This window comes from Bacillus sp. F56 (genome assembly GCF_001748205.1).
Classification (GTDB): domain Bacteria; phylum Bacillota; class Bacilli; order Bacillales; family Bacillaceae; genus Bacillus; species Bacillus stercoris.
Map to the genome: position 1 here is coordinate 181,330 of NZ_BDFC01000010.1, position 15,788 is coordinate 197,117.

Below are 15,788 nucleotides of genomic sequence, written 5' to 3' on the forward strand. Positions count from 1 at the left end.
AATGAAGCTTGCCTTTATCTGTACAGAAAAGCTGCCGGCGCCCGCGGTACGCGGCGGCGCTATTCAAATGATGATTGACGGTGTCACGCCCTATTTCAGCAGCCGCTACGACCTGACCATTTTTTCAATAGAAGATCCATCGCTTCCAAAAAGAGAAACGAAAAACGGCGTACATTATATCCATCTGCCAAAAGAGCATTACCGAGAGGCGGTAGCCGAAGAGCTGCGAGCCTCTTCCTTTGACCTCATTCATGTGTTTAACAGGCCTTTAAATGTCTCTTTATATAAAAAGGCTTCACCAAACAGCAAGATCATTCTGAGCCTGCATAACGAAATGTTTTCTGAAAAAAAGATGACCTTCGCGCAAGGAAAAGAAGTACTCGACAATGTCTCCATGATCACAACTGTCAGCGAATTTATTAAACAAACCGTCATCGATCGTTTCCCTGAAGCCGAGGACATCACAAGAGTCGTGTACTCGGGCGTTGATTTACACGCTTATCCGCCCGTCTGGACGACGAAAGGCGCGGCTGTCAGAGAAACATACCGAAAAAAATACGACATTGAGGATAAAAAAGTTATTTTATTCGCCGGCCGCTTAAGCCCGACAAAAGGGCCTCACCTTCTCATCCACAGCATGAGAAGGATTTTGCAGCAGCATCCTGATGCTGTACTTGTCATAGCGGGCGGGAAGTGGTTCAGCGATGACAGCGAAAATCAATATGTCACCTATCTTCGCAAGCTGGCGCTGCCGTACAGAGACCACGTGATCTTTACAAAATTCATTCCCGCAGACGACATACCAAACCTTTTTCTGATGGCAGATGTATTTGTGTGCAGCTCTCAGTGGAATGAACCGCTCGCCCGTGTGAATTATGAAGCAATGGCAGCCGGCACGCCCTTAATTACCACAAACCGGGGCGGAAACGGAGAGGTCGTAAAACACGAAGTCACCGGCCTTGTCATTGACAGCTACAACAAACCTTCTTCATTTGCAAAAGCAATTGACAGAGCCTTTACAGATCAAGAATTAATGAACAAAATGACAAAAAACGGCCGAAAGCATGTAGAAGCGTTATTTACCTTTACACATGCTGCCAAACGGCTCAATGCAGTTTACCAATCCGTTTTGACCCCGAAAAACAAACAATTCCCCCCGCCTTTTCTGACGCAAAACCTTGATTTATCATCTATCAATCAGCTTTTTGTGAAAGCAAAATCATAAAACCTACACAGCTCCGTTGGAAAACGGGCTGTTTTTTGTTGCAGAGTGCTCAAAAAAAGGCATAAAAGTGACTTTATGCCTTTCGCTTTACAGCTGAAGAAAACCATGGAGCTGGTTTAGAATCACTTGGAAGAATGATGATTTCCACTCTGGCTTCCTCCGCTAATTCTGGTTCTTCATCATCATGCTCTTCTTCCTCAAAGAGCGGCATTGAGCGTTTCGACTCACGCTCCTCCTCAGGCTCTCGAGCAGTTTCAAATTTCGTTTCTTCCTCATCATTGATGATTTTGTGTTCAGTTTCCTTTTCCTTCGTTTCTTCTTGATATTCTTTCGGTGCATTGATGTGAGGAAGCTCTCGGATGCTGCCCACAGCCAAATGCTTCTCCTCTTCCTCCTTCTCAGCTGAGATTGAGTCATGAGCCTGCCATCCCATTGACCCAGGCGGTGTAAATACGAATTGGTCGAGATCCAATTTAGAAATAGAGGCTTTTTGTCTCGATGACCTCATGTCAATTCGCCTCCCGATACGCTTTTATCTTTTTATACAGTTCCGGCAGTTTATCCAAAAACGAATCTTTAGATTCTTCAACGGAAATCATATTTTGCAGCGCCCAGTTATACTTCTCATCTGACCACGTTTTCTTTTGCTTCAAATAATATTTATGGCCGATTGCACAGAACAAATGCGGAAACGCGAGATCAATCCAAAGTACCTCGTACTGTTTTTCTGTGAGCGGATACACTTTGTCATAGGCCGCAAGCAGTGCAACCATGAAATCAGTATCCCACACCGAAAGCTTAACCATCACTTTATTCAGCAGAATACGAAGGTCTCTTGAAGGCAAATCGTAGGTAATCGAGTGAAGCTCCTTTAAAAAGGGCTCCCCGTCGATCTCAGTCAAACGTGCCAATGTAAAATCCTGAAAACAGAATCCGCCATGCTCGAGCGTTTCTTTTGTCCAGGTTTCGTATTCTGAGTCATCAAGCGCTTGAAGTGCTTCTTTTCCTCTTGCCAGCATTTTATCAGCATGTTTTAAGAAAGTTTGCGAAAATACGTCATCAGGATAAGATGCTGCGATCTGCATATTCCCTTCAAGTTCCTGCAGCTTCCATCGGTACAATTTATGCCATTTTCCCAGCCTGCTTCTCTTCTTGCTTTCATCTGTGCAAACATATCCTTTTGACGCATGATGAAAATGGCCTGCAAACGACATGACTTTTTTCATTTGCTCTGCATCATAGTAAATCATTTCTTTTCCTGTCACTTTGTCATATAAGCTGTAAGAAACCTGATCCGTGCCCAAGCAGCTACCGCCATTTTTTGTTTGATGAATCGGCGCTATCGGCAGCCCTTTCTCTTGTAAATGGGCATGTGCCTGAGTGATAAAAAGCATCCGCTCCGGCTTCATTTGCGCTTCTTTTAGCAGCTTTGGGCCATGATCAGTTTGAACATCCCAGATTTTGCGTCCGCTTTTGTTCGATTTCAGCGCCACATTGTCAATATGAAAAGGATAATAGCTGAGAATTTCAGACACAATCTGTTCTTCATGCTCTTTTTGGTACACTCTGTTCACCCCTTCTATCTGTTCTTTTCATAGACGCTGAGCAGATTTTCAGCCACCCTCTGCCAGCCGAAATTGCTTTCTGCCTCACGGCGGCTGTATTTCCCAAGCCGTTCCCGCTTTTCCGAGCTTCTCAGCAAATCATTGATATGTTCGGCATATTGTTTAGGATTTTCAAAGTCATGAATGATGTAGCCGTTTTTCCCTTCCTCTATGACCTCTGGATTGCCTCCCCGATTGCTTGTAATGATAGGCAGTCCCGCAGCCATCGCTTCATAATGCACCCTTGCTAAAGGTTCCTGCCATTGCGAAGAGCACACAAATACATCTGACATGGTATAAAGTCGCGGAATGTCCTTTGGCTTCACAAATTGAATAAATGTGACATGATCCTTTTGCATCGCGCCAAGGGTATGAAGATGTTTGACATAGTTATTTAATTCATTATCTCCGAACCATTTGGACCCGATAAACACCATCATGACATCGGGATGCTCCTCAATGATGTCCGGCAAAGCCTGCAATAAAATGTGCGGGCCTTTGACTTTGCTAAGACGGCCGACAAATAGGACGATTTTTTTGCCGTGAAGCCCCAGCTCACTTCGCATCTCTTCGCGAGCCCGCTGTCCTTCATTCGTCCAGCGGGGATGGTACGCTTTTAAATCCACACCGGAATAAACTGTTTTTGTTTTTGATCGGGCTGACGGAAAACGGCTTGTGATCGTCTGTCCTATATAATCGCTGACCGTAACAATCTGCGCTACGGAATCGATGCAAATCTCTCCTTCTGCCTGGCTGATTTTATCGTAAGCAAACATTTCATTGTGAACGCTTAATATAAAAACAGCGTCCGGCGCCTGTTTTTTCAATTTTGGAACCCAGCTTGGGCGATTACAAACATGCACAAGGTCAAAGCGGCTCCTTCTCAGCTCTTCTCCAACAGCTTCTTCATAACGGTCTTCATCCAAATGCACATAATGGACACCTTCTGCAGTCTCTCTATCAGCGAGATTAGGATCTTTAATAGAAAACACAGTCACCTCATGTTTTTTGGCAATTAAAGGGGCAACCGCTTCGAGGTAGATTTGAATGGCGCCTCCTCGAACCGATGGGACAGGAAGCTTCTCTGTGGCGATCAGTGCTATTTTCATACATAGCCTCCATTCCTGCATGATTTTTAACTAGTTAGAATCATGATACGGCTGATCAACCAACTTGTGCGGATTGGGACTGCCCCAAAAACAAAACGGGTAAACAACCATATTCTTCTATTAAATATAGTCAAATATCTCAATCATTTTTTCCTTTTGATTCATAAGGTAGGAGTAAAACAGGTAAGGATGTGTCCTTTAATGGCAGAAAACCACGAAGTCATTGAGGAGGGGAATTCATCAGAGCTTCCTTTATCAGCAGAAGATGAAAAAAAATTAACGGAGCTGGCTGAAAATGTGCTTCAAGGATGGGATGTGCAGGCTGAAAAAATAGACGTCATTCAGGGAAATCAGATGGCGCTGGTCTGGAAGGTCCACACAGGCTCCGGCGCGGTTTGTCTGAAACGAATACACAGACCGGAAAAGAAAGCGTTATTTTCCATTTTCGCGCAGGATTATTTAGCAAAAAAAGGCATGAATGTTCCTGGCATACTCCCAAACAAAAAAGGCAGCCTATATTCCAAGCACGGCTCCTTTCTATTTGTCGTATATGACTGGATTGAAGGAAGACCGTTTGAGCTGACTGTAAAGCAAGACTTGGAGTTTATCATGAAAGGCCTTGCTGATTTCCATACAGCGTCCGTCGGATATCAGCCGCCGAATGGCGTTCCCGTATTTACCAAATTAGGGCGCTGGCCGAACCACTACACGAAACGGTGCAAACAGATGGAAACGTGGAAGCTGATGGCGAGAGCGGAAAAAGAAGACCCATTCTCACAGCTTTATCTTCAGGAGATAGACCGCTTCATTGAAGACGGCCTGCGCATCAAAGACCAGCTTTTGCAATCGGCCTATGTTCCATGGACTGAACAGCTGAAAAAAAGCCCTAACCTTTGCCACCAGGATTACGGAACCGGAAATACACTCTTAGGAGAAAATGAACAGATTTGGGTCATCGACTTAGATACCGTATCATTTGATCTGCCTATTCGTGATTTGCGCAAAATGATTATTCCGCTTTTGGATACGACGGGCGTTTGGGATGACGAGACATTTCATGTCATGCTGAACGCATACGAATCCAGAGCCCCATTAACTGAAGAACAAAAACAAGTCATGTTTATAGATATGCTGTTTCCTTATGAGCTTTACGATGTCATTCGCGAAAAATACGTCCGCAAGTCTGCTTTACCGAAGGAAGAATTAGAATCAGCTTTTGAATATGAACGCATTAAATCAAACGCATTGCAGCAGCTGATTTAAACCCATCATTTCCCCCGCATATCGGGGGTTTGATCTTTATAAGCTAAAGGGTAAGTATAAATGTAAAATAAATACATACGGAGGTATGCAAACATGAAAAAGATGATCGGCGCCATAGCGGTTTTTGTGATTACATACGTGCTGTTTTCAGCCGCAGGATACCTGTTTCCTGTTGACCAAGAATGGTACAATTCATTAAAAAAACCCGACTGGACGCCAAGCGGATCTGCGATCGGCATCATTTGGGCCATTCTGTTTGCCCTGATCTCCCTTTCAGCTGCCATTATATATACTGCGTTTTCTTTTAAAGGTGCAAAAAGCTTTTGGTTTGCGCTTTTAATAAATTACGTGCTCAATCAGGCATTCAGCTATTTCCAGTTTACGCAAAAAAATCTGCTGGCTGCATCGATTGACTGCCTGCTTGTCGCCATCACAGCAATCGTATTACTGATCATTGCGAAAAAATACAGCAGAGCCGCAAGCTATCTTCTTTTGCCTTATTTTTTATGGAGTGCATTTGCGACGTTCTTATCCTTTACTATCGATTCAATGAATCTGTGAACAAAAAAAGCCGCTTATACAGCGGCTTTTTCATATCATCGGCTTGATGCCCCAAATGTCCTTCGCATATTCCCGGATCGTGCGGTCGCTGGAGAAATATCCAGAATGAGCAATGTTTACAATCGAACGCTCAGACCATTTCCTTCGTTCTCGATAATCAGCTTGAATTCGCTCTTGCGCATCTGCATATGAGCTGAAATCCTTCAGTACAAAATACTCATCATTATGCGGGAGCAGTGAGTCATAGATCGATTCGAACTCATCTGCTTCTCCCTCAAAAAAACCATTGATCAGCTGATCGACTACCTGTCTGATTCTCCGGTCATGCTGATAATATTCCCTCGATCTATAACCGCCGTTTTCCTGATACGATAGAACATCATCCGCTTTTAAGCCGAACGTGTAAATACAATCAGGGCCCACCCGCTCAAGGATTTCGATATTAGCGCCATCATGCGTGCCGATCGTCAAAGCGCCGTTCATCATAAACTTCATATTTCCTGTACCAGACGCTTCCTTGCTTGCGGTTGAAATTTGCTCACTTACATCTGATGCCGGAAAAATTCGCTCAGCCATAGAAACTCTATAATTTTCTAAAAAAACAACTTTGATCAGCTGTTTGACCGCCGGATCATAATTGACTTTATCTGCGACAGAATGGATCAGCTTAATGATTTTCTTGGCATAATAGTAGCTTGGTGAAGCCTTTGCCCCGAAAATAAAGGTTTGCGGGTAGATTGAAAACCCAGCGTCCTCCTTGAGGCGGTTATACAAATACATAATGTGAAGAACATTCAACAGCTGCCGTTTATATGCATGAAGCCGTTTCACCTGTACATCGAATATGCTGTCAGGGTTCACAACCACCCCTGCCGTGCAAAAAATCAAATCGGCAAGCTCTTGTTTTTTCTTGCTTTTGTTGTTTTGAAACTGTTCAATAAATGCAGGATCAGAGGCGTACGATTCTAAATGGATCAGTGATTCCGGCTGTTTCACCCATTCATCGCCGATCGCCTCTGTAATGATGGCAGACAAGCCTGGATTCGCTTTTAACAGCCAGCGCCTGTGGGCAATCCCATTCGTCTTATTGTTAAAACGATTCGGGAACAGCAAGTGAAAGTCACGCATCTCCCTTTCCTTTAATATATCGGAATGAATTTTTGCAACACCATTTACACTGTAACTGCCTACTATGGCCAGATGAGCCATTTTGACAACCCCATGCGCTGTAATCGCCATGTTCTCTATCCTTTTCCAGTCTCCCGGATACTTTTCCCAAACTGCGCGGCAAAACCTTTCATTGATCTCTTCAATAATCATATACATGCGCGGGAGCAGCGGCCTAAACAAATGAATCGGCCATTTCTCAAGCGCTTCTGACAATGTTGTATGATTCGTATAAGAGATCGTATGTACAGTGATATGCCAAGCTTCTTCCCAGCTCATGTCCTCTTCATCGAGCAAAATCCGCATCAGCTCAGGCACCGCAAGCGCAGGATGAGTGTCATTAATATGAATGCTCACTTTTTTATGCAGGCCGGATAAAGATTTATGCGTTTTTCGGTAATTGTTTACAATGCTTTTTAAGCTTGCGCATACCAAAAAATACTGCTGCTTCAGACGTAAAATTTTCCCCTCGTCATGGGTGTCATCGGGATATAAAAATTCAGAAACCGCTTCTGTTTCCCGCTTATAAGACAAAATATTACCGCCGTGATAATGCGCATAGGGCTCGGCGTTCCAAAGCCTTAACGTGTTGACAGTGCCTGTTTCATAGCCGATGATCGGGATATCATAAGGAACAGCGGTAACAATTGTCGCTTGTTCGTGGCGAAAATGCAGGCGCCCGCTTTTTTCTGTCATATGGACTTCGCCCCAAAACGGAACGTCAACTGCCTGATCCGCATTCCTTACTTCCCATACATTCCCGTTTTTCAGCCATTGCTCAGGCAGCTCCACCTGATGCCCGTCTACAATTTTTTGCTCAAACAAGCCATGCTTGTAACGGATGCCCATCCCGTGCCCCGGCAGGTTCAACGAAGCAAGAGAATCTAAAAAGCAAGCGGCCAACCGGCCAAGCCCGCCGTTGCCGAGACCAGCATCGTTCTCTATCTGAAGGATCTCCTCTAAATTGATGCCGATATCCTTTAAACCAGCTTCTACAACATCACGAACACCGAGATTCATTAAGTTTTGTTCAAGGAGCTGACCGAGCAGAAATTCGATTGATAAATAATATGTCTGCTTTCCGGAATTGGATCTGCTTTTTTCATTCGTCTTGATCCAATCTGCACTGATATACTCTCTGACCATATTGCCCAACGTTTTATATTGATCCAGCTTGGCAGAATCTTTAAAGCTTTTTCCGCACGTCATTTCCAGGCGCTTTAAAAATAAATCTGCAAAGCGTTCTTTACTCGAGAACATCCCGTCCACTCCTTGTCACATGCTCGAAAATGCGCTGATACTCTTTAGCCGACTTCCCCCAGCTGTAATCTGCATTCATTGCGGTCTTCATGATGCTCTGCCATACATCCTGTTGGCGATAAAACGACAGCGCCCTTTCAATCGTAAATTTCAGGTCATGCGCATTGAAGGCGGAAAATGTAAAACCATTGCCCGTCCCCTCTTCCTCCTGATAGGAACGGACAGTGTCGTAAAGTCCACCCGTTTCCCTAACAATGGGAATGGCGCCATATTGAAGAGCAATGAGCTGCCCCAAGCCGCACGGCTCAAATTTCGACGGCATCAAAAACATATCAGATCCCGCATAAATTTGGTGGGCAAGCGGCTCATCAAACCCAATATAAGCTCTGCACTTCTCATGAAAAGCAAATTCTGCATACCGAAAATAATCTTCGAATTCACGTTCTCCTGTCCCCAGCACAATCAGCTGTATGTCTTGCTCCTCAAGAAGCTCGTGCATAATTCTGCGGACAAGATCAAGCCCCTTTTGTTTAGTGAGCCTTGTCACCATACTGATCAGCGGAATATCGTTTTTCTCTGGAAGCCCCATTCGCCGCTGAAGCTTCGTTTTGTTTTCCAACTTGCATGCAAGATCCCCTGAATCGTATTGCGCCTCTATATAAGGGTCGCTTTTCGGCTGATAGAACGTATCATCAATGCCATTTAAAATGCCGGTTACATCATTTTCCCTATATTGCAAAACCTGTTCCAGCTGCTCACCATAATACGGCGTCAAGATTTCATTTCTGTAAGTAGGGCTCACAGTCGTCACATGGTCAGCCGCAATGATGCCCGCCTTCATAAAATTAACAAATCCGTTGCATTCTAACCTTTCATAGTGAAAATGATCCATCTCAAGACCCAGCAAGTCATGTGTGACATCGGGAGGGAATATGCCTTGAAACTGCAGGTTGTGAATCGTGAGCACGCTTTTCATGCGTTCATAAAAAGGATGTTTTCTGTATTCCTCTTTCAGCAAATAATTGACCATCGCTGTATGCCAGTCGTGAGTATGAACAATATCGGCTGGAACATTCACAACTTTGGCAGCCTCCAGCACAGCTCTTGAAAAAAAGGCAAACCGCTCACCGTCATCATAATGCCCATACAACGAATCCCTGTTGAAATAGTACTCATTGTCGATGAAGTAATAATTCACATCATCCTCTGCCATATGTTCAATTCCGCAATATTGCTGGCGCCAGCCGACAGCTACGGTACACTCAGCCTTTTTTTTCATACGCTTTTTCCACGGCTCAGGTATTTGGCTGTACTTCGGCAGCATCACAGCTACCTCATTGCCTAATCTCACAAGCGCCTTCGGAAGAGCACCTGCTACATCGGCAAGACCTCCGGATTTAACAAATGGGGTGCATTCAGACACAGCAAATAATATCTTCAAGAATTCATCAGCTCTCCTTGCACCAAACCTTTTCTTAATACAAGCGGCTGCTCAGCTGTTCCAGCAGCTTCCGTCGCCTTGCCGATTTTAACGTCCTTATCAGAAATGACCTGCTCAAGAAGACAATCCTCGCCAATCTGCGTTTTTTGCATAATAATGCAGTTTTTCAGCTTCGTACCCTTTCCGACATGGACCGCCCTGAACAAAATGCAGTTTTCAACCTCTCCTTCAAGCACACAGCCGTTTGCCACCAAAGAATTTTTGACAGTGCTGTGTTTTCCGTATTTCGTCGGCGGTTCATCCTTCACTTTTGTGTAGATCGGCTGCTGCGGCAAAAACACCTGCTGCCAAAAACGAGGCTGAATGAGTTCCATGCTGTGGGTATAATATTTTTCCACCGAATCAATAACAGCGGCATAACCTGAATATTCATAAGGGCAAATGGTCAAGGCGGAAGCTTCCTTTTCAACAGCCTCCTGAATGGTTTTATAGCCTTTTTCGCTATGTCCGTAGATCAGCTCCTTTAAAAGTGTTGTAGACATGATATAGATTTGCAGCGACTGGCCGTCCTGAAATACCTCGGTGACATCGCAGCCAACCTCCTGATGGCGTTTCAGCACATATTGAAATTGAATGTTGCATACGGTATGGCTGTTGGAGATAACAGCATATTGCTGCGTGCTTCTGTGGAAGTAATCTAGATGGTCCGAAAACTGGCGAAAGGAACCGAATTCATCGTATTCGTGATGAAGATGGGGAGACGGGAAAAAAAAGAGACCGTCCTTTTTCCGATGCAAATCCCATTCCTTACCTGCCCCAAGGTGATCCATGAGTGAACGGTAACGATACTTCGGAAAAATGGCAACACTCCTAATATCCGCATTCACCATGTTGGAAAGCATAAAATCAATCAGACGGTATCTGCCGGCAAAAGGAATCGCCCCAAGCGACCGCTGTGCTGTTAAATCCTGAAGAGAATGCTTATATGTGGTTTCATCTATAACACCTAACATTTTATTATTGAACACTGATTCTGCCCCCTGTTCAGTAATTAAATCAATTCTTTTTCTACAAATTCCTCTGAAACGAGCAGCACCTCTTCAATGTCTTTTTCGGAGCGAATCACTGCGCCATCCGGGAGCACCATCCCCTTAGGAACGATGGCATTTTCAATCACTACATGCTCCCCAATCGTCACATCCGGCATGATGACGGATGATTTGACAGTCGCATGCTTACCGACAGTCACACCTTGAAAAAGAACGGAGTGAGACACATTTCCATACACAACACAGCCTTCGTTCACAAGCGAATCTTGAACATGTGCATCAGATGAAATAAATTGCGGGGGCTGATTTGGATTGACGGAGTAAATTTTCCATTTGCGTTCAAACAGCTTCAGCTCCGAGTCCTCTTTTAATAAATCCATATTGGCTTCCCACAAGCTCTGCACTGTTCCGACATCCTTCCAATATCCTTTGAACGGATAAGCGGAAAGCTTCTTTTTCTCCTTCAAAAGCAGAGGAATAATGTCCTTGCCGAAGTCGTGGCTAGAATAAGGGTTCTGATCGTCCATCTCAAGATACTGTTTCAAAAGCGGCCAATTGAAGATATAAATTCCCATTGAGGCAAGATTGCTCTTAGGGAACTTAGGCTTTTCATCAAATTGTGTGATCGTCCCATCTGGATTGGCCTTCATAATCCCGAACCGGCTTGCTTCCTCCCAGCCCACTTCAATGACAGAGATGGTCACATCCGCTTTCTTTTCAATGTGAAAATCAAGCATTTTGCCGTAATCCATTTTGTATATGTGATCTCCTGATAAAATCAGTACATACTCAGGATCATACTGATTCAAATAATTGAGATTTTCATAAATGGCGCTTGCCGTCCCTTTATACCATTTGACTTCTGACGACTCGGCATAAGGAGGTAAAACCGTCACTCCGCCATTATATCTATCAAGATCCCATGCACTGCCGATTCCAATATAGGAATTCAGCTCAAGCGGCTGATATTGGGTTAAAATCCCGACTGTGTCTATGCCTGAATTAGAACAGTTGCTTAGGGTAAAATCAATAATCCTGTATTTTCCCCCAAAAGATACAGCCGGTTTGGCCATATTTTTTGTTAAACCGCTTAGACGGCTGCCCTTTCCGCCGGCAAGGAGCATGGCTACACATTGTTTTTTCATCTTTTTATCTCTCCTCTTTTTCTAACCGCCCGTAAAATCGAGATGCCGTAAGGGGGGATGGTCATCGTGATATAACACGGTTTATGATGAAGAGCTCCCTTTTTGGCCGATAACGGCTTTTTATTGATTTGTCCTGAGCCTCCATATGTTTCACTGTCACTGTTAAGCACTTCGATGTATTGGGTAAAAAAAGGAACTCCAACATCATATTGATGATAGACCGCGGGTGTAAAATTACAAATGATGACAAGCGCCTCACCGTGCTTTTTGCCATAGCGAATAAAAGAAAAGATTGATTGTTCGTCATTATGGACATCAATCCATTCAAACGATTGTGCACGATGGTCATGCTCATAAAGGATTTTGCTTTTTTGATAAAAGCGGAGAAGATCTTGCGTAAAAACGCTGGCTTTCTGATGCATGGGGAAGGAGTCCAAAAACCAATCAAGCTGTTCTGTATCTTTCCATTCATCAAATTGAGCAAACTCTGATCCCATAAAGATCAATTTCTTTCCGGGATGCACTGTCATATAGCCCAGCAAAAGCCGATACTGGGCAAATTTCTGCCAGTAGTCGCCAGGCATTTTATTAAGAAGTGATTTTTTTCCGTATACGACTTCATCATGAGAAAACGGCAACACAAAATGTTCACTAAACGCATACAGTAATGAAAAAGAGATAAGCTGATGACAATGCCGCCTTTCTTCAGGCGGCGTCTCCATGTATTTCAGTACGTCATTCATCCATCCCATATTCCATTTATAATGAAAACCAAGCCCCCCTTCCTCAACGGCACCTGTCACTTGAGGCCATTCTGTAGAATCTTCCGCGATCATCATCACCTGTGGATATGCCTCTCTCATGGTTTGATTGAGTTTTTTTAAAAATTCAACAGCATATGGATTCGTGTGGCGTTCATCCTGATTTGGCCAATACAGGATATTAGCCACTGCATCAACCCTAAATCCATCTATATGATAGAATTCCGCCCAGTACAACGCATTCGAAATTAAAAAACTATGAACTTCTGGTTTTCCCAGGTCAAAATTTGCCGTGCCCCATAACCAGTTCTCCCGATCACGTTCTTCTTTGTATTCATAAAGCGGTTCTCCATCAAACATATAAAGGCCATGTGCATCTTTACAAAAATGTCCAGGAACCCAATCTAAAATGACTCCGATATTTTGTTGATGACATTCATCAACAAACCTCATCAGATCGTGCGGTGTGCCAAACCTGCTTGTCGGGCTGTAATACCCCGTTCCTTGGTAGCCCCAGGAACGATCATATGGATGCTCATACACTGGAAGCAGTTCAATATGGGTAAACCCATGCTCTTTGATATACGGAATAAGTGTCTGACTTAACTCTTTATAGGAGTAATGCCTGCCATCAGAATGCTTCTTCCAAGACCCGAGATGCAGTTCATAAATGAAAACAGGTTTCTCATACAGCGTCTTAGTCTTCTGTTTCTTTTGCCATTTTTGATCTTGCCAGCTGTACCCTTCCAAATCGTAAGTAAGTGACGCTGTGTTTGGTCTGACTTCTGAATAAATGGCGTATGGATCTGCCTTCAGCCTAATCTCACCGCAATTCGTCACGATTTCATATTTATATCGTTCCTTTTCTCCTAAACCCGGAATAAATAACGTCCAAATGCCATTATCATTCACTCTGTGCATCACATGCTGTTCTCCCGACCAGCTGTTAAAATCCCCAGCCACTCGTACTTCCGACGCATGAGGCGCCCACACACAGAATTCATATCCGCTTGTGCCATTCAGCTCACGAAAATGCGAGCCAAACAGCTGATAGCTTTTAAACAGACTGCCTTCGTGAAAAAGATAAACATCATGTGCTGTAGGGCTGGCAGCGGCCATGTAATCATCCTTTCTGACATCATAGTTTTCATTTATAGTATTTATTCGAAGAAATAAAAAAAAGCCCTTTCCTGAAAGCGCTTATACTTATAGACAATTAACTTCATTTTCTGAAGAAAAACAAAATATATGGAGATTTTTGTTGCCTGTTTTAAAATAAAGAACGAAGCTTATGACATATCTATGATTGATAAAAATAAAAAAGCCTTGCAGGATATGCAAGGCTTCTGGATGACCCGTACGGGATTCGAACCCGTGTTACCGCCGTGAAAGGGCGGTGTCTTAACCGCTTGACCAACGGGCCGACAATTATAAATTTATATCTGTAATCATATGGCGGAGAAGGAGGGATTTGAACCCTCGCGCCGCTTACACGACCTACACCCTTAGCAGGGGCGCCTCTTCAGCCACTTGAGTACTTCTCCATATGGCTCCACAGGCAGGATTCGAACCTGCGACCGATCGGTTAACAGCCGATAGCTCTACCACTGAGCTACTGTGGAATATAAAAGTCATGGTGGGCCTGAATGGACTCGAACCATCGACCTCACGCTTATCAGGCGTGCGCTCTAACCAGCTGAGCTACAGGCCCATGACGATATAGAAATGGAGCGGGTGATGGGAATCGAACCCACGACATCAGCTTGGAAGGCTGAGGTTTTACCACTAAACTACACCCGCAATTTTTATTTGGGGCGATTGATGGGAATCGAACCCACGAATGCCAGAGCCACAATCTGGTGCGTTAACCACTTCGCCACAACCGCCAAAATATATATTGATAAAATGGTGGCTCGGGACGGAATCGAACCGCCGACACACGGATTTTCAGTCCGTTGCTCTACCAACTGAGCTACCGAGCCTAAGTATTTAAATGGCGGTCCGGACGGGACTCGAACCCGCGACCTCCTGCGTGACAGGCAGGCATTCTAACCAACTGAACTACCGGACCATTTTAAAATTTGGTTGCGGGGGCAGGATTTGAACCTGCGACCTTCGGGTTATGAGCCCGACGAGCTACCGAACTGCTCCACCCCGCGATGATTGGAAATATGTATGGCGGAGGAAGAGGGATTCGAACCCCCGCGGGCTTTGACACCCCTGTCGGTTTTCAAGACCGATCCCTTCAGCCAGACTTGGGTATTCCTCCGTATAGTGGTGGACCTTGTAGGACTCGAACCTACGACCGGACGGTTATGAGCCGTCTGCTCTAACCAACTGAGCTAAAGGTCCATTGGTAGCGGCGGAGGGGATCGAACCCCCGACCTCACGGGTATGAACCGTACGCTCTAGCCAGCTGAGCTACACCGCCAAATATTTTTTAGAAACCAAGTGGAGCCTAGCGGGATCGAACCGCTGACCTCCTGCGTGCAAAGCAGGCGCTCTCCCAGCTGAGCTAAGGCCCCAGGAATGGTCGGGAAGACAGGATTCGAACCTGCGACCCCATGGTCCCAAACCATGTGCTCTACCAAGCTGAGCTACTTCCCGATTTCATATAGATCATGGCGCGCCCGAGAGGAGTCGAACCCCTAACCTTTTGATCCGTAGTCAAACGCTCTATCCAATTGAGCTACGGGCGCAAAACTTAATGCCGAGGGCCGGACTTGAACCGGCACGGTAGTCACCTACCGCAGGATTTTAAGTCCTGTGTGTCTGCCAATTCCACCACCCCGGCGTGGATGGTATAGTTGGAGCGGAAGACGGGATTCGAACCCGCGACCCCCACCTTGGCAAGGTGGTGTTCTACCACTGAACTACTTCCGCAGAAATGGTGCGGATGAAGGGACTTGAACCCCCACGTCTGTAAAGACACTAGAGCCTGATTCTAGCGCGTCTGCCAATTCCGCCACATCCGCAACATGTAAATGGTGAGCCATGAAGGACTCGAACCTTCGACCCTCTGATTAAAAGTCAGATGCTCTACCAACTGAGCTAATGGCTCTTCTTACAAGAGACTTAAGTATTATATCATATAAAAGTGGTGCCGGCAAGAGGACTTGAACCCCCAACCTACTGATTACAAGTCAGTTGCTCTACCAATTGAGCTACACCGGCATATATGTGAACCGATATGTATAATAAAG

General features: G+C 44.8%; 11 protein-coding genes and 20 tRNA genes. 3 read left to right on the top strand and 28 right to left on the bottom strand.

The window, feature by feature from the left end:
- Position 1: 1 nt before the first annotated feature.
- Positions 2–1,225, top strand: a complete 1,224-nt coding sequence (locus BFW96_RS17880) for a glycosyltransferase family 4 protein (protein ID WP_069840195.1) — start codon at positions 2–4, stop codon at positions 1,223–1,225.
- A 73-nt stretch (positions 1,226–1,298) separates the two neighbouring features.
- Here the strand turns inward: BFW96_RS17880 and BFW96_RS17885 are convergent, their stop codons facing one another.
- Genes BFW96_RS17885 through cotSA form a run of 3 tightly spaced genes read right to left on the bottom strand, consistent with a single transcriptional unit; the run spans position 1,299 to position 3,938 of the window.
- Positions 1,299–1,733, bottom strand: a complete 435-nt coding sequence (locus BFW96_RS17885; protein WP_069840196.1) for a hypothetical protein — start codon at positions 1,731–1,733, stop codon at positions 1,299–1,301.
- Between the two features lies 1 nt (position 1,734).
- Positions 1,735–2,790 carry a spore coat putative kinase CotS gene (cotS, locus tag BFW96_RS17890; RefSeq protein ID WP_069840197.1) on the bottom strand — a complete coding sequence of 352 codons (1,056 nt, stop codon included), beginning with the start codon at positions 2,788–2,790 and terminating at the stop codon, positions 1,735–1,737.
- Between the two features lie 14 nt (positions 2,791–2,804).
- Positions 2,805–3,938 carry a spore coat protein CotSA gene (gene cotSA, locus BFW96_RS17895; RefSeq protein WP_069840198.1) on the bottom strand — a complete coding sequence of 378 codons (1,134 nt, stop codon included), beginning with the start codon at positions 3,936–3,938 and terminating at the stop codon, positions 2,805–2,807.
- A gap of 189 nt (positions 3,939–4,127) precedes the next feature.
- Between cotSA and cotI the strand changes: the two genes are divergently transcribed.
- Both cotI and BFW96_RS17905 read left to right on the top strand, forming a co-directional pair.
- Positions 4,128–5,201 carry a spore coat kinase CotI gene (gene cotI, locus BFW96_RS17900; RefSeq protein ID WP_083252916.1) on the top strand — a complete coding sequence of 358 codons (1,074 nt, stop codon included), beginning with the start codon at positions 4,128–4,130 and terminating at the stop codon, positions 5,199–5,201.
- 93 nt (positions 5,202–5,294) lie between these two features.
- On the top strand, positions 5,295–5,762 hold the full coding sequence (locus BFW96_RS17905) for a TspO/MBR family protein (RefSeq protein WP_069840200.1): 468 nt from the start codon (positions 5,295–5,297) through the stop codon (positions 5,760–5,762).
- A gap of 30 nt (positions 5,763–5,792) precedes the next feature.
- Here the strand turns inward: BFW96_RS17905 and glgP are convergent, their stop codons facing one another.
- The 25 genes from glgP to BFW96_RS18030 all read right to left on the bottom strand — a co-directional run bounded on the left by glgP (position 5,793) and on the right by BFW96_RS18030 (position 15,759).
- Complete coding sequence (gene glgP / locus BFW96_RS17910; RefSeq protein WP_069840201.1) at positions 5,793–8,189, bottom strand: glycogen phosphorylase GlgP; 2,397 nt, start codon at positions 8,187–8,189, stop codon at positions 5,793–5,795.
- The gene (glgA, locus tag BFW96_RS17915) at positions 8,176–9,630 is read right to left on the bottom strand and encodes a glycogen synthase GlgA (RefSeq protein ID WP_069840202.1); all 1,455 of its coding nucleotides are present in this window, start codon (positions 9,628–9,630) and stop codon (positions 8,176–8,178) included. Before glgA ends, glgP begins: the two co-directional genes overlap by 14 nt.
- Positions 9,627–10,658: a glucose-1-phosphate adenylyltransferase subunit GlgD gene (gene glgD, locus BFW96_RS17920; protein ID WP_083252917.1), complete on the bottom strand. Its 1,032-nt coding sequence runs from the start codon at positions 10,656–10,658 to the stop codon at positions 9,627–9,629. The genes glgA and glgD overlap by 4 nt, the downstream gene beginning before the upstream one ends.
- Before the next feature lie 23 nt (positions 10,659–10,681).
- Positions 10,682–11,824: a glucose-1-phosphate adenylyltransferase gene (locus BFW96_RS17925; RefSeq protein WP_069840203.1), complete on the bottom strand. Its 1,143-nt coding sequence runs from the start codon at positions 11,822–11,824 to the stop codon at positions 10,682–10,684.
- On the bottom strand, positions 11,821–13,704 hold the full coding sequence (glgB, locus tag BFW96_RS17930) for a 1,4-alpha-glucan branching enzyme (protein ID WP_040082023.1): 1,884 nt from the start codon (positions 13,702–13,704) through the stop codon (positions 11,821–11,823). The genes BFW96_RS17925 and glgB overlap by 4 nt, the downstream gene beginning before the upstream one ends.
- A 232-nt stretch (positions 13,705–13,936) precedes the next feature.
- Positions 13,937–14,008: transfer RNA gene (locus BFW96_RS17935), tRNA-Glu, on the bottom strand.
- A gap of 30 nt (positions 14,009–14,038) precedes the next feature.
- Positions 14,039–14,129 (bottom strand) — tRNA-Ser (locus BFW96_RS17940).
- Positions 14,130–14,132: 3 nt separating this feature from the next.
- Positions 14,133–14,207 (bottom strand) — tRNA-Asn (locus BFW96_RS17945).
- Positions 14,208–14,219: 12 nt separating this feature from the next.
- A tRNA-Ile gene (locus BFW96_RS17950) sits at positions 14,220–14,296 on the bottom strand.
- 15 nt (positions 14,297–14,311) lie between these two features.
- Positions 14,312–14,385: transfer RNA gene (locus BFW96_RS17955), tRNA-Gly, on the bottom strand.
- A gap of 10 nt (positions 14,386–14,395) precedes the next feature.
- Positions 14,396–14,471: transfer RNA gene (locus BFW96_RS17960), tRNA-His, on the bottom strand.
- Between the two features lie 20 nt (positions 14,472–14,491).
- A tRNA-Phe gene (locus BFW96_RS17965) sits at positions 14,492–14,567 on the bottom strand.
- A 12-nt stretch (positions 14,568–14,579) separates the two neighbouring features.
- Positions 14,580–14,656 (bottom strand) — tRNA-Asp (locus BFW96_RS17970).
- An 11-nt stretch (positions 14,657–14,667) separates the two neighbouring features.
- A tRNA-Met gene (locus BFW96_RS17975) sits at positions 14,668–14,744 on the bottom strand.
- 17 nt (positions 14,745–14,761) lie between these two features.
- A tRNA-Ser gene (locus tag BFW96_RS17980) sits at positions 14,762–14,854 on the bottom strand.
- Positions 14,855–14,860: 6 nt separating this feature from the next.
- A tRNA-Ile gene (locus BFW96_RS17985) sits at positions 14,861–14,937 on the bottom strand.
- A 2-nt stretch (positions 14,938–14,939) separates the two neighbouring features.
- Positions 14,940–15,016: transfer RNA gene (locus tag BFW96_RS17990), tRNA-Met, on the bottom strand.
- Positions 15,017–15,037: 21 nt separating this feature from the next.
- Positions 15,038–15,110: transfer RNA gene (locus tag BFW96_RS17995), tRNA-Ala, on the bottom strand.
- A gap of 5 nt (positions 15,111–15,115) precedes the next feature.
- Positions 15,116–15,192: transfer RNA gene (locus BFW96_RS18000), tRNA-Pro, on the bottom strand.
- Between the two features lie 15 nt (positions 15,193–15,207).
- A tRNA-Arg gene (locus BFW96_RS18005) sits at positions 15,208–15,284 on the bottom strand.
- Positions 15,285–15,293: 9 nt separating this feature from the next.
- Positions 15,294–15,379 (bottom strand) — tRNA-Leu (locus BFW96_RS18010).
- A gap of 14 nt (positions 15,380–15,393) precedes the next feature.
- A tRNA-Gly gene (locus tag BFW96_RS18015) sits at positions 15,394–15,468 on the bottom strand.
- Between the two features lie 5 nt (positions 15,469–15,473).
- A tRNA-Leu gene (locus tag BFW96_RS18020) sits at positions 15,474–15,560 on the bottom strand.
- Positions 15,561–15,570: 10 nt separating this feature from the next.
- Positions 15,571–15,646 (bottom strand) — tRNA-Lys (locus BFW96_RS18025).
- A gap of 37 nt (positions 15,647–15,683) precedes the next feature.
- Positions 15,684–15,759, bottom strand: a tRNA-Thr gene (locus tag BFW96_RS18030).
- Positions 15,760–15,788: the final 29 nt, after the last annotated feature.